22 protein-coding genes and 2 pseudogenes are annotated in these 24879 nt (G+C 71.1%); 13 read left to right on the top strand and 11 right to left on the bottom strand.

Annotated features, from left to right (window positions below):
• Position 1 precedes the first annotated feature (1 nt).
• A complete protein-coding gene (locus ACWD35_RS06935) occupies positions 2-262 on the top strand; it encodes a hypothetical protein (RefSeq protein ID WP_451350106.1) in 261 nt (86 codons plus the stop codon).
• 123 nt (positions 263-385) lie between these two features.
• Here ACWD35_RS06935 and ACWD35_RS06930 read toward each other — a convergent pair whose 3' ends face one another.
• Complete coding sequence (locus ACWD35_RS06930; RefSeq protein ID WP_451350105.1) at positions 386-970, bottom strand: TetR/AcrR family transcriptional regulator; 585 nt, start codon at positions 968-970, stop codon at positions 386-388.
• A gap of 129 nt (positions 971-1099) precedes the next feature.
• Here ACWD35_RS06930 and ACWD35_RS06925 point away from each other — a divergent pair, with 129 nt between their 5' ends.
• The gene (locus ACWD35_RS06925) at positions 1100-2554 is read left to right on the top strand and encodes an FAD-dependent monooxygenase (protein ID WP_451350104.1); all 1455 of its coding nucleotides are present in this window, start codon (positions 1100-1102) and stop codon (positions 2552-2554) included.
• A gap of 24 nt (positions 2555-2578) precedes the next feature.
• Here ACWD35_RS06925 and ACWD35_RS06920 read toward each other — a convergent pair whose 3' ends face one another.
• Positions 2579-3076 (bottom strand): MarR family winged helix-turn-helix transcriptional regulator, encoded by a 498-nt coding sequence (locus ACWD35_RS06920; protein WP_451350103.1) that lies wholly within the window; start codon positions 3074-3076, stop codon positions 2579-2581.
• Positions 3077-3209: 133 nt separating this feature from the next.
• Here ACWD35_RS06920 and ACWD35_RS06915 point away from each other — a divergent pair, with 133 nt between their 5' ends.
• Entirely contained in the window at positions 3210-4181 is a 972-nt protein-coding gene (locus ACWD35_RS06915; RefSeq protein ID WP_451350102.1) for an EamA family transporter, read from the top strand.
• A 36-nt stretch (positions 4182-4217) separates the two neighbouring features.
• Entirely contained in the window at positions 4218-5153 is a 936-nt protein-coding gene (locus tag ACWD35_RS06910) for a DMT family transporter (RefSeq protein WP_451350101.1), read from the top strand.
• On the opposite strand, the gene ACWD35_RS06905 is transcribed toward ACWD35_RS06910, so the two are convergent.
• On the bottom strand, positions 5125-5982 hold the full coding sequence (locus ACWD35_RS06905; RefSeq protein ID WP_451350100.1) for a helix-turn-helix transcriptional regulator: 858 nt from the start codon (positions 5980-5982) through the stop codon (positions 5125-5127). The two genes, ACWD35_RS06910 and ACWD35_RS06905, sit on opposite strands and share 29 nt — an antisense overlap.
• Before the next feature lie 125 nt (positions 5983-6107).
• Between ACWD35_RS06905 and ACWD35_RS06900 the strand changes: the two genes are divergently transcribed.
• Both ACWD35_RS06900 and ACWD35_RS06895 read left to right on the top strand, forming a co-directional pair.
• The gene (locus ACWD35_RS06900; RefSeq protein WP_451350099.1) at positions 6108-6980 is read left to right on the top strand and encodes an NAD(P)-dependent oxidoreductase; all 873 of its coding nucleotides are present in this window, start codon (positions 6108-6110) and stop codon (positions 6978-6980) included.
• 9 nt (positions 6981-6989) lie between these two features.
• Positions 6990-7895, top strand: a complete 906-nt coding sequence (locus tag ACWD35_RS06895; RefSeq protein ID WP_451350098.1) for a LysR family transcriptional regulator — start codon at positions 6990-6992, stop codon at positions 7893-7895.
• A 5-nt stretch (positions 7896-7900) separates the two neighbouring features.
• On the opposite strand, the gene ACWD35_RS06890 is transcribed toward ACWD35_RS06895, so the two are convergent.
• Both ACWD35_RS06890 and ACWD35_RS06885 read right to left on the bottom strand, forming a co-directional pair.
• Entirely contained in the window at positions 7901-8377 is a 477-nt protein-coding gene (locus ACWD35_RS06890; RefSeq protein WP_451350097.1) for a DUF1203 domain-containing protein, read from the bottom strand.
• Positions 8374-8556 (bottom strand): DUF6207 family protein, encoded by a 183-nt coding sequence (locus ACWD35_RS06885; RefSeq protein WP_451350096.1) that lies wholly within the window; start codon positions 8554-8556, stop codon positions 8374-8376. Before ACWD35_RS06885 ends, ACWD35_RS06890 begins: the two co-directional genes overlap by 4 nt.
• 87 nt (positions 8557-8643) lie before the next feature.
• On the opposite strand from ACWD35_RS06885, the pseudogene ACWD35_RS06880 reads away from it, so the two are divergent.
• Positions 8644-8772: pseudogene (locus ACWD35_RS06880) on the top strand (alpha/beta hydrolase fold domain-containing protein); the annotation flags it as partial.
• Positions 8773-9088: 316 nt separating this feature from the next.
• Positions 9089-10102 carry a hypothetical protein gene (locus tag ACWD35_RS06875; protein ID WP_451350095.1) on the top strand — a complete coding sequence of 338 codons (1014 nt, stop codon included), beginning with the start codon at positions 9089-9091 and terminating at the stop codon, positions 10100-10102.
• Between the two features lie 157 nt (positions 10103-10259).
• On the opposite strand, the gene pepN is transcribed toward ACWD35_RS06875, so the two are convergent.
• Positions 10260-12896, bottom strand: coding sequence for an aminopeptidase N (pepN, locus tag ACWD35_RS06870; protein WP_451350094.1), 2637 nt, complete (start codon positions 12894-12896; stop codon positions 10260-10262).
• A gap of 126 nt (positions 12897-13022) precedes the next feature.
• Complete coding sequence (locus tag ACWD35_RS06865) at positions 13023-14042, bottom strand: aspartate-semialdehyde dehydrogenase (protein WP_451350093.1); 1020 nt, start codon at positions 14040-14042, stop codon at positions 13023-13025.
• Between the two features lie 329 nt (positions 14043-14371).
• On the opposite strand from ACWD35_RS06865, the gene ACWD35_RS06860 reads away from it, so the two are divergent.
• Both ACWD35_RS06860 and ACWD35_RS06855 read left to right on the top strand, forming a co-directional pair.
• Positions 14372-14923 carry an RNA polymerase sigma factor gene (locus ACWD35_RS06860; protein ID WP_451350422.1) on the top strand — a complete coding sequence of 184 codons (552 nt, stop codon included), beginning with the start codon at positions 14372-14374 and terminating at the stop codon, positions 14921-14923.
• 1 nt (position 14924) lies between these two features.
• Positions 14925-15695, top strand: coding sequence for a hypothetical protein (locus ACWD35_RS06855; protein ID WP_451350092.1), 771 nt, complete (start codon positions 14925-14927; stop codon positions 15693-15695).
• 52 nt (positions 15696-15747) lie between these two features.
• Here the strand turns inward: ACWD35_RS06855 and ACWD35_RS06850 are convergent, their stop codons facing one another.
• Positions 15748-19059 (bottom strand): S8 family serine peptidase, encoded by a 3312-nt coding sequence (locus ACWD35_RS06850; RefSeq protein WP_451350091.1) that lies wholly within the window; start codon positions 19057-19059, stop codon positions 15748-15750.
• A gap of 483 nt (positions 19060-19542) precedes the next feature.
• Between ACWD35_RS06850 and ACWD35_RS06845 the strand changes: the two genes are divergently transcribed.
• A complete protein-coding gene (locus tag ACWD35_RS06845) occupies positions 19543-21291 on the top strand; it encodes a TIGR03767 family metallophosphoesterase (RefSeq protein ID WP_451350090.1) in 1749 nt (582 codons plus the stop codon).
• 149 nt (positions 21292-21440) lie between these two features.
• Complete coding sequence (locus tag ACWD35_RS06840) at positions 21441-22832, top strand: glycosyltransferase (RefSeq protein ID WP_451350089.1); 1392 nt, start codon at positions 21441-21443, stop codon at positions 22830-22832.
• Here the strand turns inward: ACWD35_RS06840 and ACWD35_RS06835 are convergent.
• The 3 genes and pseudogenes from ACWD35_RS06835 to ACWD35_RS06825 all read right to left on the bottom strand — a co-directional run.
• Positions 22782-23150: pseudogene (locus ACWD35_RS06835) on the bottom strand (GNAT family N-acetyltransferase); the annotation flags it as partial. The gene ACWD35_RS06840 and the pseudogene ACWD35_RS06835 sit on opposite strands and share 51 nt — an antisense overlap.
• Positions 23140-23343: a DUF397 domain-containing protein gene (locus ACWD35_RS06830; protein ID WP_451350088.1), complete on the bottom strand. Its 204-nt coding sequence runs from the start codon at positions 23341-23343 to the stop codon at positions 23140-23142. The pseudogene ACWD35_RS06835 and the gene ACWD35_RS06830, both read right to left, overlap by 11 nt.
• A 3-nt stretch (positions 23344-23346) precedes the next feature.
• Positions 23347-24228 (bottom strand): helix-turn-helix domain-containing protein, encoded by an 882-nt coding sequence (locus ACWD35_RS06825; protein ID WP_451350087.1) that lies wholly within the window; start codon positions 24226-24228, stop codon positions 23347-23349.
• Positions 24229-24291: 63 nt separating this feature from the next.
• On the opposite strand from ACWD35_RS06825, the gene ACWD35_RS06820 reads away from it, so the two are divergent.
• Positions 24292-24798, top strand: a complete 507-nt coding sequence (locus tag ACWD35_RS06820) for an ATP-binding protein (RefSeq protein WP_451350086.1) — start codon at positions 24292-24294, stop codon at positions 24796-24798.
• The last annotated feature ends 81 nt before the right edge of the window (positions 24799-24879 follow it).

Genomic DNA, 24879 nt, shown 5'->3' with positions numbered 1-24879 from the left:
CGTGGACAAGAAGAACGCCCTGCGCGCCGGCGCCCTGGCCGCCGGTACGACGCTGATGATGCTGCTCATGTCGTCCCCCGCGCTCGCGCTGACCCGCGACGACGGCGACGACCCCGGCAAGGGCCTGAACGTCGCCCAGACGCTGGGTCTGTACGTGCTGGCCCCGCTGGTGATCTTCGGGGTCATCGCCGGCCTGGTCATGGTCCTGGACAAGTCCAAGATCAGGCACCGGAAGCCCGGCACCTCGTCCAAGGCCGCCTGACCGCACCACAACTTTTCTCGCCGAGGGCGCCCGTCCTCCCGTCCGTACGTGCGTGACGTCGCCGTACCCGGGTGAGGCCGGCGCCCTCGGCGTTTCCGCGCGCGTCCGGCCTGCCCCGTGGGGTCAGGGGCTCGGTGCCGTCAGATACCGCTGCACGGTCGGGCCCAGCCACGCCACCAGTTCCTCGCGCGACAGCGCCACCGTCGGCGGCAGCCGCAGCACATAACGGGTGAGGGCGAGCCCGAGCAGCTGCGCGGCGCACAGCGCGGCCCGCGCCGGGGCCTGCTCGGGGTCGGGGCACAACCGTTCGGCCACCGCGAACAGCTGCTCCCGGAAGATGCTCTGCATGCGCTCGGCCCCGGCCTGGTTGGTCGCGCCGACCCGGAGCACGGCCGTCAGCTCCTCGTTCTCCTCCCACTGCCCGAGGAAATGGCGCACCAGTGCCCGCCCGACCTCGTCCCGCGGCACCTCGCGAACGTCGGGCAGCCGCAGATCGACGGTCACGGCCGCCGCGAACAGCCCCTCCTTGCTGCCGAAGTAGCGCATCACCATCGACGGATCGATGCGTGCGTCCTTGGCGATCGCGCGAATCGTGGCCCGGTCGTACCCGTCGGAGGCGAAGCGCTCGCGGGCGGCGTCGAGGATGGCGCTCCGGGTGGCGTCGGAGCGCCGCCCCCCGCTTGTGTGCGTGCTGCCGTTGCCATTCATGCCAACGAGCGTAGGCCAACACGCGTGGGCCAACAACTGTTGACTCCGCTCTCGCTCGGTTCTACGGTTGCCAACAAGCGTTGACCAACACATGTTGGCAAACGAGCGTTGGCACTCTGGGAGGCCACCATGACCAGCACCTCTCGCGTAATCGTCGTCGGTTCCGGCCCCACCGGCCTCCTCCTCGCCGGTGACCTCGCCACCGCCGGCGTCCCGGTCACCCTCATCGAGAAGCGGCCCCGCAAGATCAGCAACCTCTCCCGCGCCTTCGTCCTGCACGCCCGCAGCCTGGAGCAGCTCGACGCCCGGGGAGTCGCGGACGACCTGGAGGCCGTCGGGCAGCCCCTGGACCGGCTGCGCCTGTTCTCCCGGCTCACCCTCGACCTCGACACCCTCCCCTCCCGCTTCAACCACGTCCTGCTGATCCCGCAGTACGAGGTCGAGAAGGTGCTGGAGCGGCGGGCGGCCGAGGCGGGGGTCGACTTCCGCCACGAGACCGAGGTGACCGGCCTGACCCAGGACGCGGACGGCGTGACGGTGGAGGTCCGCGGTCCCGAGGGGCGCGCGGAGAGCCTGCGGGCCGCGTACGTCGTCGGCGCCGACGGCATGCGCAGTGCCGTACGGGACGCGATCGGGCTGCCGTTCCCGGGCAAGTCGGTGATCCGGTCCGTCGTCCTGGCCGACGTCCTGCTCGCCGAGAAGCCCGCGACGCTGCTCACCGCCGACGCCGTCGGCGACGCCTTCGCCTTCCTCGCGCCCTTCGGTGACGGCTACTACCGGGTCATCGGCTGGCACCGGGGCCGCAACGTCCCCGACAAGGAGCCGCTGGACCTGGAGGAGGTCAAGGAGATCACCCGCCTCGCGCTCGGCCGGGACTACGGGATGCACGACGCCCGCTGGATGTCCCGCTTCCACAGCGACGAGCGCCAGGCACCCGCCTACCGGGTCGGCCGGGTCTTCCTCGCCGGAGACGCCGCCCATGTGCACACCCCGGCCGGCGGGCAGGGCATGAACATCGGCCTGCAGGACGCGGCCAACCTGAGCTGGAAGCTGGCCGCGGTGGTCGCCGGGCACGCCGACCCCGAGCTGCTCGACACCTACCAGGCCGAGCGGCACCCGATCGGCAAGACGGTGCTGCGCAGCAGCGGCGGCCTGGTGCGCCTCGCCATGGCCAAGGGCCCCTGGCAGCTGACGGGCCGCGCCTTGCTCCTCACGTTCCTCAACGCCGTCGGCCCCGCCCGCCGCAAGGTCACCGGCCAGGTCACCGGCATCGGCTACCGCTACCCCGCCCCACGGGGCGCCCACCGCCTCACCGGCACCCGCGTCCCGGACATCGCCCTGGCCGGCGGCGGCCGGCTCTACGAGGCCCTGCGCGGCGGCCGGTTCGTGCTGATCACCCCGGAGCAGGAGCAGGCGTCGTACGAGGCCGGGCGCGCGGGCCGGCTGGCCCTGGCGCGCTGGGCGAGCGACCGCCGCACGACCGTGCTGGTGCGCCCCGACGGATACGTGGCCTGGGCGGCCGACACCGCCGACCCGGCGGCGATCGAGGCGGCCCTCACCCGGTACGTCGGCACGAAGGCCTGAACGCGAACGGTTCGGCCCGGAGGGCTACTTGACCGCTGAACGCAGCAGTTCCCGCAACAGGTCGGCCAGTTGGCCGGCCTGTTCCGCGTTCAGGCCGGACAGGGCGTCGGTCTGTTCCGCGAGGCCGACGCCGACCGCCTCGTCGATCAGCCGCAACCCTTCCTCGGTGAGTGTGACCTGGAGGCCGCGCCGGTCGTTCGGGTCGGGGGAGCGGCGCAGCAGCCCCGCGCGCTCCAGCTTGTCGAGGCGGCCGGTCATTCCGCCGGTGGTCAGCATGAGCGTCGCCGACAGCTGGCGGGGCGAGAGGGTGTAGGGCTCGCCGGAGCGGCGCAGGGTGGCCAGGACGTCGAACTCGCCGCGCGAGATGCCGTAGGGCTGGTACGCCTTCTCGATCCGGTCGGCCATCGTGCGCGAGAGCCGGGTGATGCGGCCGAAGACCTCCATCGCCGTGGTGTCGAGGTCGGGCCGTACCTGCGCCCACTGGCCGATGATCGCGTCGACGGGGTCTCTGTGCTGCTGCATGCGGCGAGTATCCATCCGGTTCCGATCGCCCGCAAGTAAGTGGCTTGACAGTAAGTAGCTTAGCGCTAAGCTAATCAGCGTTGACCTACTTGGTCTCGCCCGATCTCTTGGTCTCTCCCGAAGGGTGCCTCCCATGGCCACCAGCCGCGCGACCAGAACCACCCTCATCGCAGCCACCGCCCTCGCCCCCGTCTCCTGGGGTACGACCTACGCCGTCACCACCCAGTTCCTGCCGCCGGACCGTCCCCTGTTCACGGCTCTCGTGCGCGCCCTGCCCGCCGGGCTGCTGCTGCTCTCGCTCACCCGGGTGCTGCCGCGCGGCAGTTGGTGGCTCAAGGCGGCGGTGCTCGGCGCGCTGAACATCGGGGCCTTCTTCCCGCTGCTGTTCGTGGCGGCGTACCGGCTGCCCGGCGGCATGGCCGCGGTCGTCGGCTCGGTCGGGCCGCTGTTCGTGGTCGGTCTCTCGGCACTGCTGCTCAAGCAGCGGCCGACCGCGCGCAACATTCTCACCGGGGTCGCCGCCGCGTTCGGTGTCAGCCTCGTCGTCCTCAAGGGGGCCGGCGCCCTCGACCTCGTGGGTGTGCTCGCGTCGATCGCCTCCACCGCCTCCATGTCGGCCGGGACCGTGCTGACCAAGCGGTGGGGCCGGCCGGAGGGGGTCGGCCCGCTGGCGCTCACCGGCTGGCAGCTCACCGCGGGCGGCCTGCTCATCGCGCCCGTCGCCTTCCTGGTCGAGGGCGCCCCGCCCGCGCTCGACGGCCCGGCCGTCGGCGGCTACCTCTACCTCATGCTGGGCAACACGGCCATCGGCTACTTCCTGTGGTTCCGCGGCATCGGCCGGCTCACCGCCACCCAGGTCACCTTCCTCGGCCCGCTCTCCCCGCTGACCGCGGCCGTCGTCGGCTGGGCCGCCCTCGGCCAGACGCTGGCGCCGGTTCAGGTGGCGGGCATGGCGGTGGCGTTCGGGGCGACGGTGGCGGGCCAGCTGGGTGGCACCGGCAAGCGTGAGAGCCGGCCTGCGGGCCGCGTCGTATCGTTCAGTTCTGCTGAAAAGAAGGCTCAGAAGGATTCGATGGACCGGACGGTTCCGGCGCTGCGACGGTAGGTGCACACCACTCCACGACCCGGCGAAGGGACCCAAGTGGCAGCACCCCTGCCCCAGACCACCCGCACTTCCTCCTCTGCCCCCACGCCCGCCTCCCGCACCCGGGAGGCGGGCGGCGCCGCGTTCGGCCTGCTCCTCGCCGCGCTCGCCACCATCGTCTGGTCAGGCAGTTTCGTCACTTCCCGCGGACTGGCCCACAGCATCCCGCCCGTCCAGCACGCCTTCTGGCGCTGGGTGATCGCCCTCGCCGCCGTCGCCCCCTTCGGCGCCCGGCAGGCCTGGCGGCAACGGGCGCTGTTCCGCCGCCACGCCCGCTACGTCCTCCTCGCCTCCCTCCTCGGCGTGGCCGTCTACAACACCCTCGTCAACCAGGCCGGGCTGACCACCCCGGCCGCCACCATGGGCATGATCATGGCCGCCTCGCCGGTGCTGATGGCGCTGTTCGAACGACTGGGCGGCGTACGGCTCGGCGCGCGCCGGACCGCGGGGCTGCTGACGGCCTGCTCGGGCGTGGTGCTGCTGGTCGGCGGCGGGTCGGGCTTCTCCGCGGGCAGCCTGTGGATGATCGCCGCCAGCTGCTGCTTCGCCGGCTACAGCGCCCTGCTCCGCCGCCGCCCCGCCGAACTCGGCGGCACCGCCTTCCTGTTCACCACGTTCCTGGTCGGCACGGTCCTCCTGCTGCCCGTACAGGCGGTGAGCCTCACCGTCCAGGGCGGCTTCCACCCGACCCCCGGCACCTTGCTGCCCCTCCTCTACGTGGGCGTGGCCTCCTCCGCGATCGCCTTCTTCGCCTGGGGCAAGGCCATCTCCCTGATCGGCGCGGCCCGCGCGGGCATCGTCTACTACCTCCAGCCCGTGTGCGTGGCCCTGCTCTCCTGGGCCCTGCTCGGCGAGAGGACCGGTCGGCCCCAACTCCTGTGCATGGCGCTGATCCTGGGCGGAGTCATGCTGGGCGCGGGGTCCCGTCGTTGACGGCCGCGTCCGCCATCCCGAGCAGCACCATCGCGTCGTGGTCGGGGCTGCCCGGCTCGGCCTGATACACGATCAGCCGGTGCCCGTCGGTGCGGGCGACCTCGTACGCCTCATAGCTCAGCGTCATGGTGCCGGTGGACGGATGCGCGAAGCACTTGCGGCCATTGGTGCGGCTGTGCACCTCGTACCCCTGCCACAGAGCCGCGAACGCCTCGCTCTTCACCACGAGTTCCCCTACGACCCCCGTGATGTCGGGCGCGTCCGGATGGCGGCCGGCCGCCGCGCGTAGATGGGCGACGGTGGCAGCGGCGACCTCCTCCCAGTTGCCGTACAGGCGGCGCGCGGCCGGATGAAGGAAGGTGTAGCGGGCGGTGTTGCGGCGCTGCTCGGGCCACTCCTCGATGCCGGGGAGCAGACGCAGGCCGCGGGGGTTGGCGGAGAGCAGGTCGTTGGAACGGCTGAGGACGTACGCCGGGCAGGGGTCGACGATGTCGAGCATGCGCAGCACGTCGGGGCGCAGGGTGCGGGACGGGGCCCGGGCCGGTGCCGGAGCGTCCGGCGCCTGGGCCAGCTCGAACAGATGCCGGTGCTCGTCCTCGTCCAGCCGCAGCACCCGGGCCACCGCCTCCAGCACAGCCGGCCCCGGTCGGTGCTGCTTACCCTGCTCGAGCCGCCGGTAGTACTCGATGCTCACCCCCGCGAGCAGCGCCACCTCCTCACGGCGCAGGCCCGCCGTACGGCGGCGGCCGGTGGTGGAGGGCAGGCCGGCCTCCTCGGGCGTGACCCGGGCCCGCCGCGTCCGCAGGAACTCTCCCAGCTTTATGTCCACGCATCGAGTATGACGATCACCCTGCTCCCGGTGAGGGGCTCTGTCAGGGCCCCTCTTGAGCGGGTGTCCCTGAAGCAAGGCCCGTCCCCGCAGACTTGAGGAACAGCGATCGAAGGGAGCCGGAGATGGCAAACGTGGCCGTAGTGGGACTGGGCATCATGGGCCGGGGCATGGCGGAGAACCTGCTCAAGCACGGGCACACGGTGACCGTCTGGAACCGCAGCCCGCACCGCGCGGCCGAACTCGCTGACGCGGGCGCGCTGGTGGCCGCCACCCCCGCCGAGGCCGCGGCGCGCGCCGACATCGTCTTCGAGGTGACCGCCGACGACGACTCCTCCCGCGCGGTGTGGCAGGGCCCGGACGGCATCCTGGCCGGGTCCCGCGAGCACGCCGTGCTCATCGCATCCGCCACGCTGTCGGTCGCCTGGGTCGAGGAACTGGCCGGGCTGTGCGTGCAGCAGAGGGCGGCCTTCTACGACATGCCGCTCACCGGCGGTGCCGTCGGAGCCCGCACTGGCAACCTGGTCCTCCTCGCGGGCGGCGACGCGAGCGGACTGCCCGCGCTGCAGACGGTGTTCGACGCGATCGCCCGGGACGTACGGCACTTCGGTCCTGCCGGTTCGGGCACCCGCTTCAAGCTGATCCTCAACGCGCTCCAGGCCGTCCACCTGGCCGGATTCGGGGAGGCGCTGCGCCTCGCCGAGGCGGCGGGCCTGGACCCGCATCAGGTCGGGGAGGCCCTGCTGGACCGCCCCGGAGGCGTGGTCACCCGCCTCGCCTGGGACAGCTATCTCACCCCGCCCGAGCCGGCCAACTTCTCCGCCGAATGGGCCCACAAGGACCTCGCCTACGCGGCCCGCCTGGCCGACGGGACCGGCCAGGACCAGCACCCCCTCCTCGACGGCGTGCTCTCGCTCTTCTCCGCCGCGCTCGCCGACGGACGTGGCAAGGAGGACTGGAGCACCGTCAACCCAGTGGTGGTAGAGCCTCGCGTGTAGCGTGCGCGCATGGCCGAGTGGGACCTTCGTAAGCTGCAGATCCTGCGCACCCTGCGCGAGCGGGGCACCGTCACCGCGACCGCCGAGGCGCTGCACATGACCCCGTCCGCGGTGTCCCAGCAGCTCACCAACCTCGCCGCCCAGTTGGGCGTGCCTCTGCTGGAGGCGCACGGCCGCAGGGTCCGGCTGACCGACGCGGCCCGGCTGGTGCTCCGCCACACCGAACCGGTCTTCGAACAACTGGAGCGCGCGGACGCCGCGTTGGCGGAGTACGCGCACGGCGAGGCAGGGGAGGTGCGGGTCGGCGCCTTCTCCACGGCGGTCCCGGCCCTGGTCGTACCGGCGGTACGGGCGCTGCGGGCCACGCACCCCGGCGTGACCGTACGCGTCCGGGAGGCGGAGGCCGCCGAGGCCTACGACCTGCTGGCCGCCGGAGAGGTGGACCTCGCCCTCTCGCTCGCCGCCCGCACCCCCGACCCGGCCGACGCCCGCTTCACCCGCCTGCCCCTCCTGGCCGACCCCCTGGACGTGGCCCTCCCGCCCGGCCACCCCCTCGCCGCCACCCCCGAACTCCGCCTCACCGACCTCGCCTCCGACCCATGGATCTTCGGCGGCAGCGGCCCCTGGTCGGACATCACCCGCCACGCCTGCGAATCCGCCGGCTTCACCCCCCACCAGGGCCACTCGGCCTCCGGCTGGACCACGATCCTGGCGATGGTGGAGACGGGGATGGGCGTGGCCCTGGTACCGAGGATGGCGGCGGGCCGCCGGGACGGCGTGGTGATGCGGGAGTTGGCCACGGACCAACCGGTACGCCACGTACTGGCGGCCGTACGCAAGGGCGCGGAGACGGGCCGCGCACTGTCCCGCGTACTCCAGGCACTGCGGGACGCGTCCGCGCCGGCGCCCGGGTGACTGGGCTACGGCCTGCGCACCTCGTACAGGAAGCACCCGTACTCCACCGCCCGCACATGCACGAGTGCCACCTCCGGGTCGGCGAAAGCCTCCGCGAAGGCCGCTTCGAAGCCGGCGGGGTCCGTCACCAGGCGTCCGCCGAGGATGCGGCCGGCGGCCGAGTAACGGCGCACCGTGCGGTGGGCGTTGGTGAAGGGCAGGGCGCCGTCGCGCGGCCCCGTGCAGTCGTCGGCGTGGACGAAGACGGGCCCCTGTTCGTCGTACGCTCCCGGCTCGGCGCCCGTGCCGGCCGCCCAGCGGCGCAGGGGCGCGTACGAGACCAGGGCGATGCGCTCGCCCTGCTCGCTGCGGCGCAGACAGCAGCGCAGCGGGGCGCCGCCCTCGTCGTCGGTGAAGGGGGACAGGGGGCGCCCGGCGTCGTCGAGGTCGCGCAGTTCCTTGAGGGCCGAGGGGGTCAACGGCCTTGCGGTGTACGTCGTCATGAAGCCAGGCTGGCTCGCTGCGGGCCCGCCGACCGGCGGGATTCGGACGTCGTACTCGTCACGGCGCCTGCAAAGCCAAGCAGCTCCTGGACGGCGAACACCGTCTGCTCGTCACAGGCCGCAACCTCGACAACGGCCAGGCCCGGCTCCGCCACATGCACTTCGCTGATCGGCTTCATGCCCAGCACTACGCGCTGGCTCTGTCCAAGGTTCTGCTCGCCTGGCGTGTTCAGCCAACCGAGTAAGTCGCCTCATGGCGACGACGGTGGCGGCACTACCTGGGCTCCCAGCCTGCCACACCGTATGCTGCCCCGGCCCGGGCCGACGACCTGTCCGGTCTGCCCCCGGCCTACATCGCCACCGCGGAGTTCGACCCGTTCCGCGACGAGGGCATCACCGCTGGCACCCATGCCCCACAACCCATCAGATGAACTTCGCAGAATGGATGTCGCGGCATGACCGCTGCCAGGGTCAGACGCGCGCGTATGGTGCCGCCGGGAGTACTCCGACGCGGCCCTCTTGCCGTTACGTGGCAGTGACGATTCCGGCACGGACCGGCACAAGCTGGCGGGTGAGGATGATCACGTCGTGCGCCTGACCAGTGTTGCGGCGGCCGAGGGGCATCGTGACCGGATGGCCCGCTCCGGCGCCGGAAGGCACAGCGCGCGAGGGGATGAACCACCGACCGTTACCCATTCCCAGGGGGGAATCATGTCCTTGACCCGTCCGACCGCTCGGCGCCTCGGCCTGCTGTGCGCCGCCACGGTCGCCGCCCTCGTCCCGGTCCTGGGCGCCGTGCCTGCCGCCATGGCCGCACCCGCCGCCGCGCACCAGGGTGTCGTGGCCGGGCAGAACCCGGGCGGAACCATGGTCCGTACGGAGCAGCTCGCCTCCGGTGGCGGATTCGTGGAGATCTACCGTGTCTCGGCCTCCCACTACTGGGGCCGGATCGTCACCTACTACGGCACCAGCGTCATCGACGCGAACGGTGAGACCGTGGCGCTCCAGGACAACGGCGAGTACATGTTCCTCACCCCGCAGGGGCACTTCGGGGACTGGATCGCTGTCTCGGGCAAGAACCAGTTCCGCGGGCCCGGCACGTTCACGATCGCCCGCGGTTACACCGCGATCGTCGAGCAGACCGGCAAGAACCAGTGGCGGGCGAAACTGAGTCGGCCCGCAGGCGGTGCGTTCCTGACCCTTCAGACGCACGCGGTCGACGACGGCCACGGCACGCTGTCCCACGTCTACGCCGGGCAGGAGATCGTCGACCCGGGCGGCAAGGCGATCTACGTCGTCCTGAGCGCGGACGGCGTCATCACCTCCTTCGACCCGCAGGCCGCCACGGGCGGTGAGCCTCCGACGGACAAGTGCACCGCGACCCGCGTGAAGTCCATCGGGGCGGGCATCCTGGCGCACATGAGCAACCGCCCCAGCGGGCCCCGGGTCTCCTTCACGTCGGTCTACGACGACGGCAAGGAGGGGCCGGTGCTGATGCCGCTGGACAAGAACCATCCCTCGCTGCCCGCTGACGCCGGCATCCTGGCGCGGATAGTGGGTGCGAACGCGGCGGCACCTGAGCTGGTCAGCCGTGTCGAGGGCGGCAAGGGTGCGCCGGAGACGGTCACAGCGTTCCCGGCGGTCCCGAAGGGCTGTCACGGCACGGGCACCGGTACCTCCACCATCCCGGGCACGTCTGGTCTTCCGGTACGCACGGCACGCTGATCGAGACCGGTTATCGCCGTGCGGCGTCTTTGTCCGCCGCATGTGGGCCCCGAGGCGCCCGCCGCGTAGATGGCGCGGCGATCGCAAGCGGAAGGGGCGCCCGGTGCAACACCGGGCGCCCCTGCGATCGTACGGACCACTACGACCGTACGGTCGGCTACGACGCCGCCGCGTCCGCCGCCTGTGCCTTCAGCGCGCGTTCGATACCCGAGCGGGACTCCGAGACCAGGCGGCGCAGCGCCGCGTTCGGCTCGGCCGCGGCCAGCCACGTGTCCGTCTTGGCCAGGGTCTCCTCGGAGACCTGGACCGCCGGGTACAGGCCGACAGCGACCTGCTGGGCGATCTCGTGCGAACGGGCGTCCCAGATGTCCTTCACGACCTCGAAGTACCGGTCCGTGTACGCCGCCAGCAGCTCACGCTGGTCGGTCTGGACGAAGCCGCCGATCACGGCCTCCTGCACGGCGTTCGGCAGCTTGTCGGATTCGATGACCGACGCCCACGCCTCCGCCTTGGCCTCCGGCGTCGGGCGGGCCGCGCGGGCGGTGGCCGCGTGGCGCTCACCGGCGGCCGTCTTGTCCCGCTCGTACTCGCCCGCGATCTCCGCCTCGTCGAAGCGGCCGACCGCCGCGAGCCGCTCCACGAACGCCCAGCGCAGCTCCGTGTCCACGGCCAGGCCCTCGATCGTCTGCGTACCGTCCAGCAGGCCCTCCAGCAGGTCCAGCTGCTCCGGCGTGCGGGCGGTCGCCGCGAACGCCCGCGCCCAGGCCAGCTGGTGGTCGCCGCCCGGCTCCGCCGTACGCAGGTGCGCCAGCGTGGCCTCGGTCCAGCGGGTCAGCAGCGCCTCGCGGGCGGCCGGGTCGGCGTACAGGTCGATCGCCAGCTTCACCTGGCGGTGCAGCGACTGCACGACGCCGATGTCCGACTCCTTGCCGATGCCGGACAGCACCAGGGACAGGTAGTCGCGGGTCGCCAGCTCCGCGTCCCGCGTCATGTCCCAGGCCGACGCCCAGCACAGGGCGCGCGGCAGCGAGGCGTCGAAGTCGCCCAGGTGCTCGGTGACGAACGCCAGCGACTGCTCGTCCAGGCGGACCTTGGCGTACGACAGGTCGTCGTCGTTGAGGAGGACGACCGCCGGGCGGCGGGTGCCCGTCAGCTGCGGTACGGCGGTCAGCTCACCGTCGACGTCCAGCTCGATCCTCCCCCAGCCTTCGGCCGGGGGGACCCCCACGCTGCGCACCAGCTTGCCGCTCGCCTCGTCGAGGTCGTACAGGCCGATCGCGATGCGGTGCGGGCGCAGCACCGGCTGGCCCTTGGCGCCGGCGGGCAGCGCCGGGGCCTCCTGGCGGACGGCGAAGGAGGTGATGACACCGTCCGCGTCCGTCGCCACCTCGGGCCGCAGGATGTTGATGCCGGCCGTCTCCAGCCACTTCCCCGACCAGGTCTTCAGGTCGCGGCCGGAGGTCTTCTCCAGGGCGCCCAGCAGGTCGGACAGGCGCGTGTTGCCGAATGCGTGCGCCTTGAAATAGGCCTGCACGCCCTTGAAGAACTCGTCCTCGCCGACGTACGCGACGAGCTGCTTCAGCACGCTCGCGCCCTTGGCGTACGTGATGCCGTCGAAGTTGACGAGCACGTCGTCCAGGTCGCGGATGTCCGCCATGATCGGGTGCGTGGACGGCAGCTGGTCCTGCCGGTACGCCCAGGTCTTCATGGAGTTCGCGAACGTGGTCCACGAGTGCGGCCACTTCGAGCCGGGCGCGGCGGCCTGGCAGGCGATGGAGGTGTAGGTGGCGAACGACTCGTTCAGCCACAGGTCGTTCCACCACTCCATGGTGACCAGGTCGCCGAACCACATGTGAGCCAGCTCGTGCAGGATCGTCTCCGCACGCACCTCGTACGCCGCGTCGGTCACCTTGGACCGGAAGACGTACTGGTCGCGGATGGTCACCGCGCCCGCGTTCTCCATCGCGCCCGCGTTGAACTCGGGCACGAACAGCTGGTCGTACTTCTCGAACGGGTACTGGTAGTCGAACTTCTCCTGGAACCAGTCGAAGCCCTGCCGGGTGACCTCGAAGATCGCGTCCGAGTCGAGGAACTCGGCGAGCGAGGGACGGCAGTAGATGCCGAGCGGCACGGACTGCCCGTCCTTCTCGTACACGCTGTGCACGGAGTGGTACGGGCCGACGATCAGCGCGGTGATGTACGTCGAGATGCGCGGGGTCGGCGCGAACGTCCAGACGTTGTCGGCCGGCTCGGGCGTCGGCGAGTTCGAGATGACCGTCCAGCCCTCGGGCGCCTTCACGGTGAACTGGAAGGTGGCCTTCAGGTCCGGCTGCTCGAAGGACGCGAACACCCGGCGGGCGTCCGGGACCTCGAACTGGGTGTACAGGTACGCCTGCTCGTCGACCGGGTCGACGAAGCGGTGCAGGCCCTCACCGGTGTTCGTGTAGGCGCAGTCGGCGACGACACGGAGGACGTTGCGGCCCTCCAGCAGCCCCGACAGCGCGATCCGGGAATCCTTGAAGACCTCGGCCGGGTCGAGCGCGTCGCCGTTCAGGGTCACCTCGTGGACCGTCGGCGCGACCAGGTCGATGAAGGACGCCGCGCCTCCCCCAGTCTCGAATCCGCTCGACCGGGAGGTGCCCCCATCCGCGACGTCGAAGCGCACCGTGGTCACGGACCGGTAGGTGCCGCCCTCCTGCGCGCCGGAGAGGTCGAGATCGATCTCGTACGAGTCAACGGTGAGCAGCTCTGCCCGCTGCTGAGCCTCTTCGCGAGTCAGGTTTGTGCCAGGCACGCGGTCATCTCCTCGTGATGTGTGGATTGCGCCATCTTTCCATGCGGGTCACGTGGAGCGCGATGAGCCCGGGCATGCGAATGGGGGCGGTCACCCCAGGTGACCGCCCTTCGCCAGTTGGGCGTCCTACTTCTCGGACAGCTCCGCCGCCACCAGCTCCGCGATCTGGACCGCGTTCAGCGCGGCGCCCTTGCGGAGGTTGTCGTTGGAGATGAACAGCGCCAGGCCGTGCTCGGACGTCTCGTCGCGGCGGATGCGGCCGACGTACGACGGGTCCTTGCCGGCCGCCTGGAGCGGGGTCGGGATGTCGGAGAGGACGACGCCGGGGGCGCCCGCGAGCAGCTCGGTCGCGCGCTCCGGGGAGATCGGGCGGGCGAAACGGGCGTTGACCTGGAGGGAGTGGCCGGAGAAGACCGGCACGCGCACGCAGGTGCCGGAGACCTTCAGGTCCGGGATCTCCAGGATCTTGCGGGACTCGTTGCGCAGCTTCTGCTCCTCGTCGGTCTCGTTCAGACCGTCGTCGACGATCGAGCCCGCCAGCGGGAGCACGTTGAAGGCGATCGGGCGCTTGTAGACCTGCGGCTCGGGGAAGTCGATCGCCTCGCCGTCGTGGGTCAGCTTGTCGGCGTCGGCGACCACCTTCTGCGCCTGGCCGTGCAGCTCCGCGACGCCCGCGAGGCCGGAGCCGGACACCGCCTGGTAGGTGGCGACGACCAGCGCCTCCAGGCCGGCCTCCTCGTGCAGCGGCTTCAGCACCGGCATCGCGGCCATCGTCGTGCAGTTCGGGTTGGCGATGATGCCCTTGGGCCGGTCGGCGATCGCGTGCGGGTTCACCTCGGAGACCACCAGGGGCACCTCCGGGTCCTTGCGCCAGGCGGAGGAGTTGTCGATCACGACGGCGCCCTGGGAGGCGACCTTCTCGGCCAGCGCCTTCGACGTCGAGCCGCCCGCGGAGAAGATCACGATGTCCAGGCCGGTGTAGTCGGCGGTCGCCGCGTCCTCCACCGTCACGCCGTCCAGCATGGTCCCGGCCGAGCGGGCCGAGGCGAACAGGCGCAGCTGCGTGACCGGGAAGTTACGCTCCGTGAGGATGCTGCGCAAGACCGTGCCGACCTGACCGGTGGCTCCGACGATTCCGACCCTCACGGTGACTCCCTCTGCGTGTCTCTTGGATGACCGGGGCCTGTCCATCATGCGGTCGACCCCGGTCCACCTGTCCAATTCTTTGCGTGGTGTGCCCGAGGAGTGGGACACGAACACCCGGCCGACGGTTCCACACCTTCGCCGAACCCCTCGCTGAGCTGCAGAAATTCCCTCGCCGAGGGCTCCGCGCCGCAAGCTGTGCTGTCCCGCCCCTGCCCGCCCGGCCCCCGGCCACGCGAGGGTGTGACGTACGCCTCTGCGGACCGCCAGGAACGGCCGAACGTTTCGGCCGCCTGCCGCGTCGTAGGTGCATACGTGTGAGGGGGTGGCGTGTGCTGCGCGGAGGGGCGCGCCGCGATCAGGGGGCGTACACCGCCGGTACGGACGGACGTACCGGCGGCGACCCGCTGGACGCGGCTCAGGAACGCCGGGTGCGGGCGGTGCTCGCGCTCGGCGGGGTGCCGCAGTCGGACCTGCCGGACGGGGTGCAGCAGGTCCGGCTGCGGCTGCTGGAGCGGGCCGCGAGCGGGCGCGAGGCGCCGCGCGACGTGTCGGCGTGGGCGGCGGTGATCGCCTCCAACCTCGCCATGGACTGGCACCGCGCCAAGCGGCGCCAGGAGCGGCTGGGGGAGCGGCTGGCCTCGCTGCGTGAGCCCGCGCACCCCTCCGGCGAGGAGACCAGCCTGCTCTCCCTCGCCGTCGCCCGGGGCCTGGACGAACTGCCCGGCACCCAGCGGCAGGTGGTCATCCTGCGTTTCTTCGCCGACCTGCCGGTGCGCGACATCGCGGACGAGCTGGGCATTCCCGAGGGCACGGTCAAGAGCAGGCTGCACACGGCGGTCCGCGCGCTGCGCGAGCGCCTGCACGAGGACGAGGTGGTGTGACGTGCCTGCCGAACACGAGGGCAGCGGGGAGTACGGCGGTATGGACGCCCTGCTGAAGGAAGAGCTGACCTGGCTCGCGGAGGCGCTCACGGGGGAGTTGCAGGAACCCTCGGTGGCGCAGGAGTCCGCACCCGAGGAGTCCGAGTCCACGGAGCCCACCGCCCCGGCTCGCGGCGTCAAGCCGGGCAGACGCCCCCGGAGCAGCACCCACCCCGTCAGCCCCGCCCGCCTTGCTCGCCCCCCGCGTCCGGGCCGCCCCTCCGGTCCCCGCCGGGCCCTGCGGATCGCCTTCGCCTCGCTCGCCGGTGCCGCCGCCCTGACGATGGCCGTCGGGCTCGGCTGGGTCGCCTCGCAGGGGGACAGCGCGTCCCGCCAGGACGCCAGCGCGAAGAGCGACGCCCACGCGCCGGCCAAGTACTCCTGGGACGGGGGCCGGCCGGACGACCCCGAGCTGACGCTGGCCTGCTTCCGGCTGGTCGTGGAGGGCACCGTGGCGAAGGTGGAGCCGGAGCACCTGTCGCCGTGGTCCCGGATCGTGCTCACCGTGTCCCAGGCCTACAAGCCCGCGCGCACCCCGGCCCAGGTCTCCTTCCGCCTCGACCACGGTGCCCGGCCGGCGCCCCGCGTGGGCCAGCACGTGCTCATCGGGGTCCACCAGGACGCGGACAACGCCAGTCTGTGGGCCGCCGGCGACGACCGTGTGGACGTCAACCGGGCCTGGATCACCGAGGCGCTGCCCGGGTCCCGCCACCACCTGTGCGGAGAACAGTGAGGGGCGGGCGTCCCCCCGGACGTCCGCCCCTCACCGAACTGAACTCACACCGTTACGGCGTGACCTTCTCGATCTTCACGCTGCCCAGGCCCGCGACCGTGCCGTGCGCGTTCACCAGCTGGACCCGGCCGAAGAACTCGCGGCCGGCCGGAGCCTCGGTGGCGGCCGTGACCTGGCCGCTCACCGTGGCCGAGTCGCCCGTGCCGAGCTTGACCGGCGTCGAGTCGTCGACGGAGACGGTGCCGAGCGCGGAGGAGAAGAACACGTCCCGGTAGTCGTAGTCCGTCGAGCCGGCCGGGACCGAGTAGCCCACGACCTTGATGGTGTACGTGCCGGCGGCCGGGTTCGGGATGGAGACGGCCTCCTCCGAGTCGCCGTCCGCGGACTGCGCGACCTGCTTGCCGTTCGCGTCGTACACGGTCAGGTCCAGGTCGGCGGACGCGTCGGAGACGTTGCCGATGGCGACGTCCAGGGACGTGGCGCCGGCCGGGACGTCCACCGTGCTGGTCTGCGTCTCGCCTTCCTTGATCGACGGGCGGGCCGTCTTCGAGGAGCCGAGCGGGCCGCCGACGAGCTTGCCGTCCAGGGCCGCGTACTTGTCGGTCACCGTCCAGCTGCCGGTGGCCGGGGTGCCGACCTTGGCCTCGGGCACGGTCACGGTCTCCGGGTCGAAGGCCGCGCCGAGCACGGTGACGTCCAGCTTGTACGGGTTGTCGAGCAGCGGCGAGGTGCGGCGCGACTCGACCTCCACCTCCCAGACACCGGGCTGCGGGTCGGCGTAGGAGCGCACGTCGGGCTTGCAGCCGTTGCCGTTGAGGTAGTTGTTGTAGCAGAACGGGGTGCCGGTGGTGTCGACCGGAGTGCCGTACGGGTGGATCGCGATGAACCGGGTCTGGCTCTTGTCCGCGAGCCCGCTCATCGCGACCTCGAGGGACTTCGCGCCCGCGGGCACGTTCAGGAAGTACGACTGCGTGCTGTTGCGCTGCACCGAACCCGACGCGGAGTAGGTGTAGTTCACCGGCGCGGCGACCACGACGGTGGTGAGGATCTGCTTGTCGACCCCCTCCGTGAACGGGTCGTCGACCTCAAGGATCGCGCTCTTGATGCCGGCCGACGCCGGGGCCGCCTGGACCTTGACGGTCACCGGCTGGTTCAGCGGCAGCCGCACCATGTCGTCGCCGACGAGCCGGAAGGTGCCGCCCGCGTTGTTCGCGAAGTCCAGCTCGTGCCAGACCGGGCGGTCCGGGCCGGACGTACGGGTGATGGTGATGTCGTACGTCTTCTTCTGGCCGGCCTGGAGGCCGCCCTCACGGTCGTACAGGCCGGTGCCGAAGCCCGGGGTCTTCAGCGCGGAGTCGAGCGCGGTGTCGACCGGGGCCTTCACGGTGTAGTCGTGGGACTCGGCGTCGTCGCGGATGGCGTCCCACGCGTCCACGATGTTGATGCGGCCCGCGCCCTCCTCGTACGCCTGGACACCCTTGATGTGGTCGGCCGTCGAGGTCAGTGCCGTGCGCAGCTTCGCGGGCGTCAGGTCGATGCCCTTCTGCTTGGCGGCGGACAGCAGCAGCGCGGAGGCGCCGGTGGCCTGCGGGGAGGCCATCGAGGTGCCCTGGAGCATCGAGTAGCCGGCCGGCAGTGAGTAGCCCGACTCGGCGACCGGGGAGCCCGGCAGCCAGGTCTGGGTGGTGTTGATCGCGGCGCCGGGGGCGACCAGGGTCGGCGTGAAGCCGCCGTCCTCACGCGGACCGCGCGAGGAGAAGGGCATCATCGCGTACTTCTTCTCCACGGCCGAGCCGTAGTTGGACGCCCACGTCTCCTTGGAGATGGCGGCGCCGACCGAGATCACCTTGTCGGCCAGACCCGGGTCGCCGATGGTGTTCGCACCCGGGCCGGAGTTGCCCGCGGAGATCACGAGCTGGACGCCGTAGGTGTCGATGAGCCGCGTGTACAGCTCGGCGCGCGCGTTGTTGCCGTCGTTCAGCGCGGGCAGGCCGCCGATCGACATGTTGACGATGTCGACGTGCCGGTTGGTGACCAGGTCGATCATGCCCTCGGTGAGGGCGACGTTGGTGCAGCCGCCGGTCCAGGTGCAGGCCCGCGAGGAGACGAGCTTCGCGCCGGGAGCCGCGCCGTTCATCTTCCCGCCGAACAGGCCGTTGGCGGCGGTGATGCCCGCCACGTGGGTGCCGTGCTCGGACTCGATGACACCGATGTTGACGAAGTCGGCCTTCTTGCCGACCCAGGACCCGCCGTAGGGGTCCATCGCCACGTCCTTGCGGATCTGCACGACGAACGGCACCCGCTCGACCACGTCGGTCGCCGGGTTGTCGGTGCCGAAGTAGCCGACCTGGTAGCCGTCCTTGTACGGCTTCATCGGCGTGTCGTCGGTGAAGTCGTGGTTGTTGTTCAGGTCGAGCGTGACCGTGCCGGCCGCGGCGTCGTACAGCACGCCCCAGCTGTCGGTGGTGTCGCCGTCCCGGTTCAGGTCGCCCTTCTCGTCGCCGCCCGTGGTGGCGGACTCCTTGAAGGTGCTGATCCCGTACGCGCCCGCGGGCGCCGTCCAGGACTGGCCCGCGTACGTGAAGCTCGGGCCGGAGACGGAGGTGATCATCGGACGCCAGGTCGCGTCGCTGTCCAGGATCGGGTCCGTCGCCGTCACCCAGTCGACGATCTTCCGCTCGCCGGTGGTGGTCTTCTGCAGCGCCGGGTGGCCGAGGTCGACGCCGGAGTCGAGGATGCCGATGGTGACACCCCGGCCGTCGGCCTTCGGGTGCTCGTCCACGAAGTCGACGGCACCGGTCTCGAAGGACGGGTTGTACGGGTTCTCCGCCGGAGTGTCCTTGCCCGGACCGGAGTAAGTGGCCGCCGTCCCCGCGCTGTTCGCGTCCCTCGCGGTGTCCGCGCTCGGCGCCGGATCGTCGAGCTGGATCTCCTGGCGCAGGTCGATGGCGTGCACCGAGGACAGCTTGGCCGCGGCCTTGATGACCGAGTCGGCCTGGGCGGTGGGGACGGTGGCGCGGACGTAGCCGAGCTTGTCGTAGGTACGGCCCACCGAGCCGCCCTTGACCGCATCCAGCTCCTCGGTGACCTGGTCGGTCTGGCCCGGGGCCGTCGCGATCATCATCGTGACGTTCTTGTCGCCGTCGGCCTTGGCCTCGGCGAGCAGGTCGGTGTCGTCCGAACCCAGCTTCTCACCGGCGGACTTGGTGCCGGGGTCGGCGGCCGTGGCGTGCGGCGCGTCCGCGGCGAGGGCCAGGGGTATCGGCCCGGTCGCGGAGAGAGCGGCCACCACGCCCACGGCCACGGCTATGCGGGCCAGGCGTCTCGGGCCGGGTATGGGATCACGCTCGGGGGTGAGAGTCATCGGCATCCCTTGTAGGTAAAGGAGCGAGCGAATGCGAGCGCTCAGCTTTACCCAAGGCCTGGGACTTTGGGGACCGTTGACCGAATCGAGATCCATGTATGGGGAAAACCCGCGATGGGATTTGTGCAGGTAAGAGCTGAATGAGTCCGGATGCGCTTAGGGCTGCGCTCAGCCGAGGCCGTGGCGACCGAAGCGGCCGTACCCCTGCGCTGAGGTGAGGCCCTCTCACCGGACTTGAGGAACCTGGAGCGCCTCCCCTACCCGAGAAGATGAACGGGGAGCGACCGACCCCTGGATGCCCGTGATCCACCCCATGGCGTCCTTGCTGCCCCGTGATCCACGTACGCAGTTCGGCGCTGCACGTTGCCGCCCCGTTCACGCGCAGGTCATCCCCGGTGCCAAGCATCCCAAGTGAGCGGGGTGTTCGCGTGAGCGACGGCCCGCGACCACGTCCGACGCGTTCGCACTCGGGGAGACCGCGCCATGTCGCGCATACGCTCTGTAGCCACCTCCGCGCTGGGGGCCAACCGCCGTACCGTCCTCGCCGCCGCCGGAGCGGTCACGCTCTCCGCGGGCGTCGGATACGCCCTGCGCCCCACCGACAGCCAGGCCGCCACCGCCGACGAGGCGCCCGCCGCCTCGGGCAGGACCGGTGCCTCGGCCCCCCTCGCGCCCTACACCAAGGGCACCACCCTCGCCTCCGTCGCCGCCCCGCAGAACCCCTCCGGCTACCGGCGCCTGGGCGACGGGCCCGGCTGGGCGCAGGTCGTGCGCACCGAGCTGGCCGCCCCCAAGTCCGGCCGCGCGGACCGCCGTACGGCGCTCGCCGCGTTCGTGCAGTTCACCGACATGCACCTGCAGGACGTCCAGCACCCGCTGCGCGCGGAGTACATCCGGGCCGCCGATCCGCACGCCTGGCGCCCGCAGGAGGCGCTGACCGTGCAGGGCGCCATCTCGCTCGTCGAGCGCGTCAACGCGCTGCGCGGCGCCCCCGTCACCGGCGCCCCGCTCAGCTTCGTCATGGCCACCGGCGACAACACCGACAACAACGCCCTGTGCGAACTCCAGTGGTACATGAAGGTGATGAGCGGTGGCCGCATCACCCCCAACTCCGGTGACCCCCGGCACTACGAGGGCGTCCAGAACAGCGACCTGAAGCTGTACTGGCAGCCCGACTCCACCGCCCGCGACGGCGACAAGGCGCTCGGCTTCCCCTATCTGAAGGGCTTCCTGGCCGCCGCGATCCGCGAGACGACGAGCCCCGGCCTGCACCTGCCCTGGTACTCCACCGTCGGCAACCACGACAGCCTCCAGCTCGGCGTCTACGGCTCCCACGCCGACCCCTACCTCGCCGAAGCGGCCATCGGCGGCAAGAAGCTGATGCTCGTCACCGCCGCCGAGGCCCAGAAGTTCGCGGACACCAACAAGAACGGCCTCGACCCCACGGGCTCCGGCTACCGCGAGTTCCTCAAGGCGCACGCCCGCGCCATGCGCTCGGTCACTCCGGACGAGCAGCGGGTGCCGTACACCCCGGCCGACTACCTGAAGGCCCACCTGGACCCCGCCTACCAGGGCGCCGGCCCGGTCGGCCACGGCTACAGCTCGGCGAACCTGGACGCCGGCACCCAGTACTACTCCTTCCGCATCTCCGACGACGTCATCGGCATCAGCCTCGACACCACCGACGCCGGCGGCCACTTCGAGGGCTCCATCGGCACCGCCCAGCTGAACTGGCTGCACAGGACGCTGCGGAACAACCGGGACGCCCACGCCATCGTCTTCAGCCACCACACCAGCAAGACGATGACCAACACCCGGCCCGACCCGGCCCGCCCCGGCGAGCGCCGGCACACCGGTGACGAGCTGGTCGCCGCCCTCGCCTCGCACACCAACGTCGTGGCCTGGGTGAACGGCCACGTCCACAAGAACATCATCACGCCGCACGCGGCCTCCGACGGCCGCTCCTTCTGGGAGATCTCCACCGCCTCGCACGTCGACTACCCACAGCTCGCCCGCGTCGTCGAGCTGGTCGACAACAAGGACGGCACGCTCTCGGTCTTCACCACCCTCATCGAGTCCGCCGCCCCGCACCGCACCGACTTCGCCGACCTCTCCCAGACCGGCCTCGCCGCCCTCTACCGCGAGCTGTCCTTCAACGCCCCCGGCGCCAGCAAGACCTTCGCGGGCAACCCGTCCGACCGGAACACGGAGCTGGTGCTCAAGAAGGGGTGAAGATCGGCGGGGATTCTGTTGGCCAACGTTTCACGCGCGACGCTTTGTGTTAACCCGCCCGTAATGTCCGTACCGCCTCATATCGGCTAACCCGCTATGGACGGGGATGGCTCGATCTTCTCGATCATTTATGCAAGGCGGGTGGTCGTGTGCGCACGAGGCGCGGACTGCGTGTTCTGTCGGTCTACGAGGGCTTCTTCTCCGGAGGAGCCAGGATCGTACACACCGACGTCGTACTGGGACTGGCCGAGGGCGGCCAGTCCCACCAGGTACTCAGCATCCACGGAGAGGTCCACCGCGAGGCCACCCGGCAGCGGATGGAGGACGACCCCTGTTACCGGGCGCTCACGGCCGGTGGCGTCGGGGTCACGTCACTGGGCCGCAGCGCGGGCCTGGTGGACGGCTCGGTCGCGGCGTCCGTTTTCAGCGGACCGGAGCTGGCCGAAACCGCTCGGGCCATGGCCGGGGCGGACGTGATCCTCTCCCTGAAGGAGCAGCCGCTGGCCCTCCTCAACCAGGGCGGACTGCCCCGCCGCCCGGTCGTGGTCGGCCTGCACCGCTCCGACCCCGAGAACCAGGGCCCCGCCCTGGACGAGCTGCGGTCCGCGATCGCCGACGGCAAGGTGGCGGCGGCCGTGTGCTGCGCGGAGTCGACCCGGCAGGCGTACGAGGCGGCCGGCATCCCCGGCGAGGCGCTGCACGTCATCCCCAACGGGGTGGACCTGCTCCGCTACCGCCCGGACGCGGTCGCCCGCCGCGCCTTCCGCGCCTCCCTGGGCATCCCGGCCACGGCCCCCGTCGTCGTCTTCGCGGCCCGCTACGCGCCCATGAAGAACGTCCCCCTCTTCCTGCGGGCCGCCCGGGCTTGGCTGGCCCAGGAGGGCGGCGGCCACGTCGTGATGTGCGGCGCCGGGATGACCGACGCCAACCCCGCCCTGGAGGCGGACATCGAGCACGCCTTCGCCGGTGACCGGCCCCTCACGGACCGTGTGCACCGCCTCGGCGTACGGCACGACATGGAGGCGGTCTACGCCGGCTCCGACGTCATCGCCCTGACCTCCGTCTCCGGGGAGGCGGCACCGCTGTGCCTGATCGAGGGCATGATGTGCGGCGCGATCCCGGTGACCACGGACGTCGGCGACAGCGCCTCGATCGTGGCGGGCCTCGGCTTTGTCACGCCGCCGGACCCGGGAGCCGTCGCCCTGGCCTGGTCCGCCGCGATCACCGGCCGCGCGGAGCTGGGTTCGGCCCTGGAACTGAGCCGGGAACGCTTCAGCCGTACGAGGATGATCGCGGCGTACGCGACGCTGCTGGACGAGGTGTACGCCTCATATGTCGCCGGGCAGGGGATCGTCCCGCAGCACGCTGTAGGCGACGCCGTCACGCCACTTCCCGTCCCGGAAGACGATGCCGCGCAGTACGCCCTCGCGGGTGAACCCGGCCTTCTCCAGGGCCCGTTGCTCGGCGAGGTTCTCGGCCTCGGTGTCGGCCTCGATCCGCATCACGGGGGAGTGGGTGAAGAGGTAGCGGACGAGCTGTAGCTGGGCCCGGCTGCCGATGCCCCGCCCGCGGGCCTCGGGCAGCAGCTGGGCGCCGATGTTCCAGCAGTAGGTGGACGGCGAGACGACGACCTTCCGCCAGGCGACGAAGCCGAGCGGTTCCGCCCCGGCGGTGACGACCAGTTGCCCGCCGTCCTCACCGAGCAGCCCGTTCTCCGCCCACCGGCGGCGGAAGCGGCTGGGGTCGGCGTACCCGTACCACTGGAAGGGCCCTGCCGCGTCCGGGTCGGTGAGGAAGCGCTCCAGCAGGGGGAGATCGTCCTCACCGACGGGGCGGAGGGTTATGGGTTCAGCCGACATGAGCGAGGAACGCCGCCCAAGCCTGGGCGGGGATGAGAAGGGCGGGGCCGGCGGGGTTCTTGGAGTCGCGAATGGCGATGTGGGGGGTCAGTCGGGCTGCTTCGATGCAGTTGGTTCCCGTGCCGTCGCTGTAAGAGGACTTGAACCAGGCATCTTCGGGGGCGAGTTCGGGGGCCGTGTGGCGCGGGTGCATGGGCTACAGCTCTCGGTTTAGTCGGGACAGGAACTCGGGGGTGTCCTCGGGAGGCAGTGCCGATGCTGCCATGGCGTCGAACCGGCGGTGGAAGCGGTCCACTTCACGGGGCTTGTCCGAGGTGGATACGGACCCCCAGGCACTGTCCGTCTGTACGCGCGGTGGTAGTTCGCTGCCGAAGTCGAGGATGGCGAAGTCGTTGGTGGAGCGGTAGCTGCGGCGGAACGGCAGCACCTGGACGGTGATGTGGTCCTGCTTCGACAGCTCCTTGAGCTTCTCGTACTGGCCGCGCATCACTTCGTCGCCGCCGACTGGATACCGCAGGGCGGCCTCGCCGAGGATGACGTGCAGTTTGACCGGGCAAGCCTGGCTGATCACCTCCTGACGCCTCATCCGCAGCTCCACGCTGTTGCGGATGAACTCCGAGGTGTGCTCTTCGATCGGCTTGTGCATCTCAAGAAGCGCCAGCGCATAGTCCTCGGTTTGCAGAAGGCCGTAGACCAGTGTCGGGTGATATGCCTTCATGCTGCGGGCCTCGGGCTCCAGTCCGACGAACCCTGGCATGCCCGCGGGCATGAGACCACGGAACTGCGTAAGCCAATCCTGGTTCGAGGACTCGTGGTTGAGGTTGATAAACGACTCGACGACAGCCTCGTCGGTGACGGCGTACCTGTCCAGCAATTTCCGAAGGTCGCCTACGTTGCGGAAGTTGAGGGATCCGGTCTCGATCCTCTGCAGCGCGGCTTCGGAAAGGCGGGTCCCCTGGATCGCCTGCTTTCGAGTGAGCCCGCCCCCGCGGTCGCCGAGTGCGCAGTTCTCGCGCAGTTGGCGTAGCTGCAAGCCCAGTTCGAGCCGCTGAGCCGTGCGTCCGCGTTTGGCTGCCATGTGCACCACCCTCTTGCCTCAGTGCTCTGTGTACGGCGCTGTGCGCAGAGTGTGACATCGGCTATGTGGTCCGCGCCCCGCAGCGTTGGCCTCGCCCGGCTGCACGTGCGCCGCAGACTCACGATGTGGGGGTGGGCCGGAGACATCGAGGACGCCGTACTCGTCGCGGCGGAGTTGGTCGCCAACGCCGTGGTGCACGGAAAGCTCCCCGGGCACGAACTGTGGCTCGGGATGACGGTGTTGGAGGACGGCGGTCTCGTCGTGGACGTGTCGGATCCGGTGCGGGTGTTTCCGACGGTCGGCAGGGCGAAGGAAGGGGAGGGCGGGCGGGGTCTCCTGGTCGTCGCTCAACTCGCCGCGGAGTTGGAGTGGTTCCTGCGGCCGGAGGTAGGCAAGACAGTGCGCGCACGGTTGGCCGTGGCTGTAGCTGGGGCCGGTCGAGAAGTGGCCGTTGGGCCACTCGCTTCTTTGCCAGTGTCGTGCTTCCGCGAGGCGAGTAAAGGGCGCTCCCGTTCCGCTGCGCTCCACTCCCGCGTCGCCTTCGGCGATGGCCCTGCGGGCCACCCTTGACTCGCCTCGCTCCAGCACGGGTGAGAAGCGAGCGAGCGGCCCGGGGGAGCAGTGGGGGCCCGAGCCATGTTCGCCCTTGAG

The sequence above is a fragment of the Streptomyces sp. NPDC002671 genome, assembly GCF_053592475.1.
This window is presented reverse-complemented; position numbering and strand designations above follow the sequence as displayed.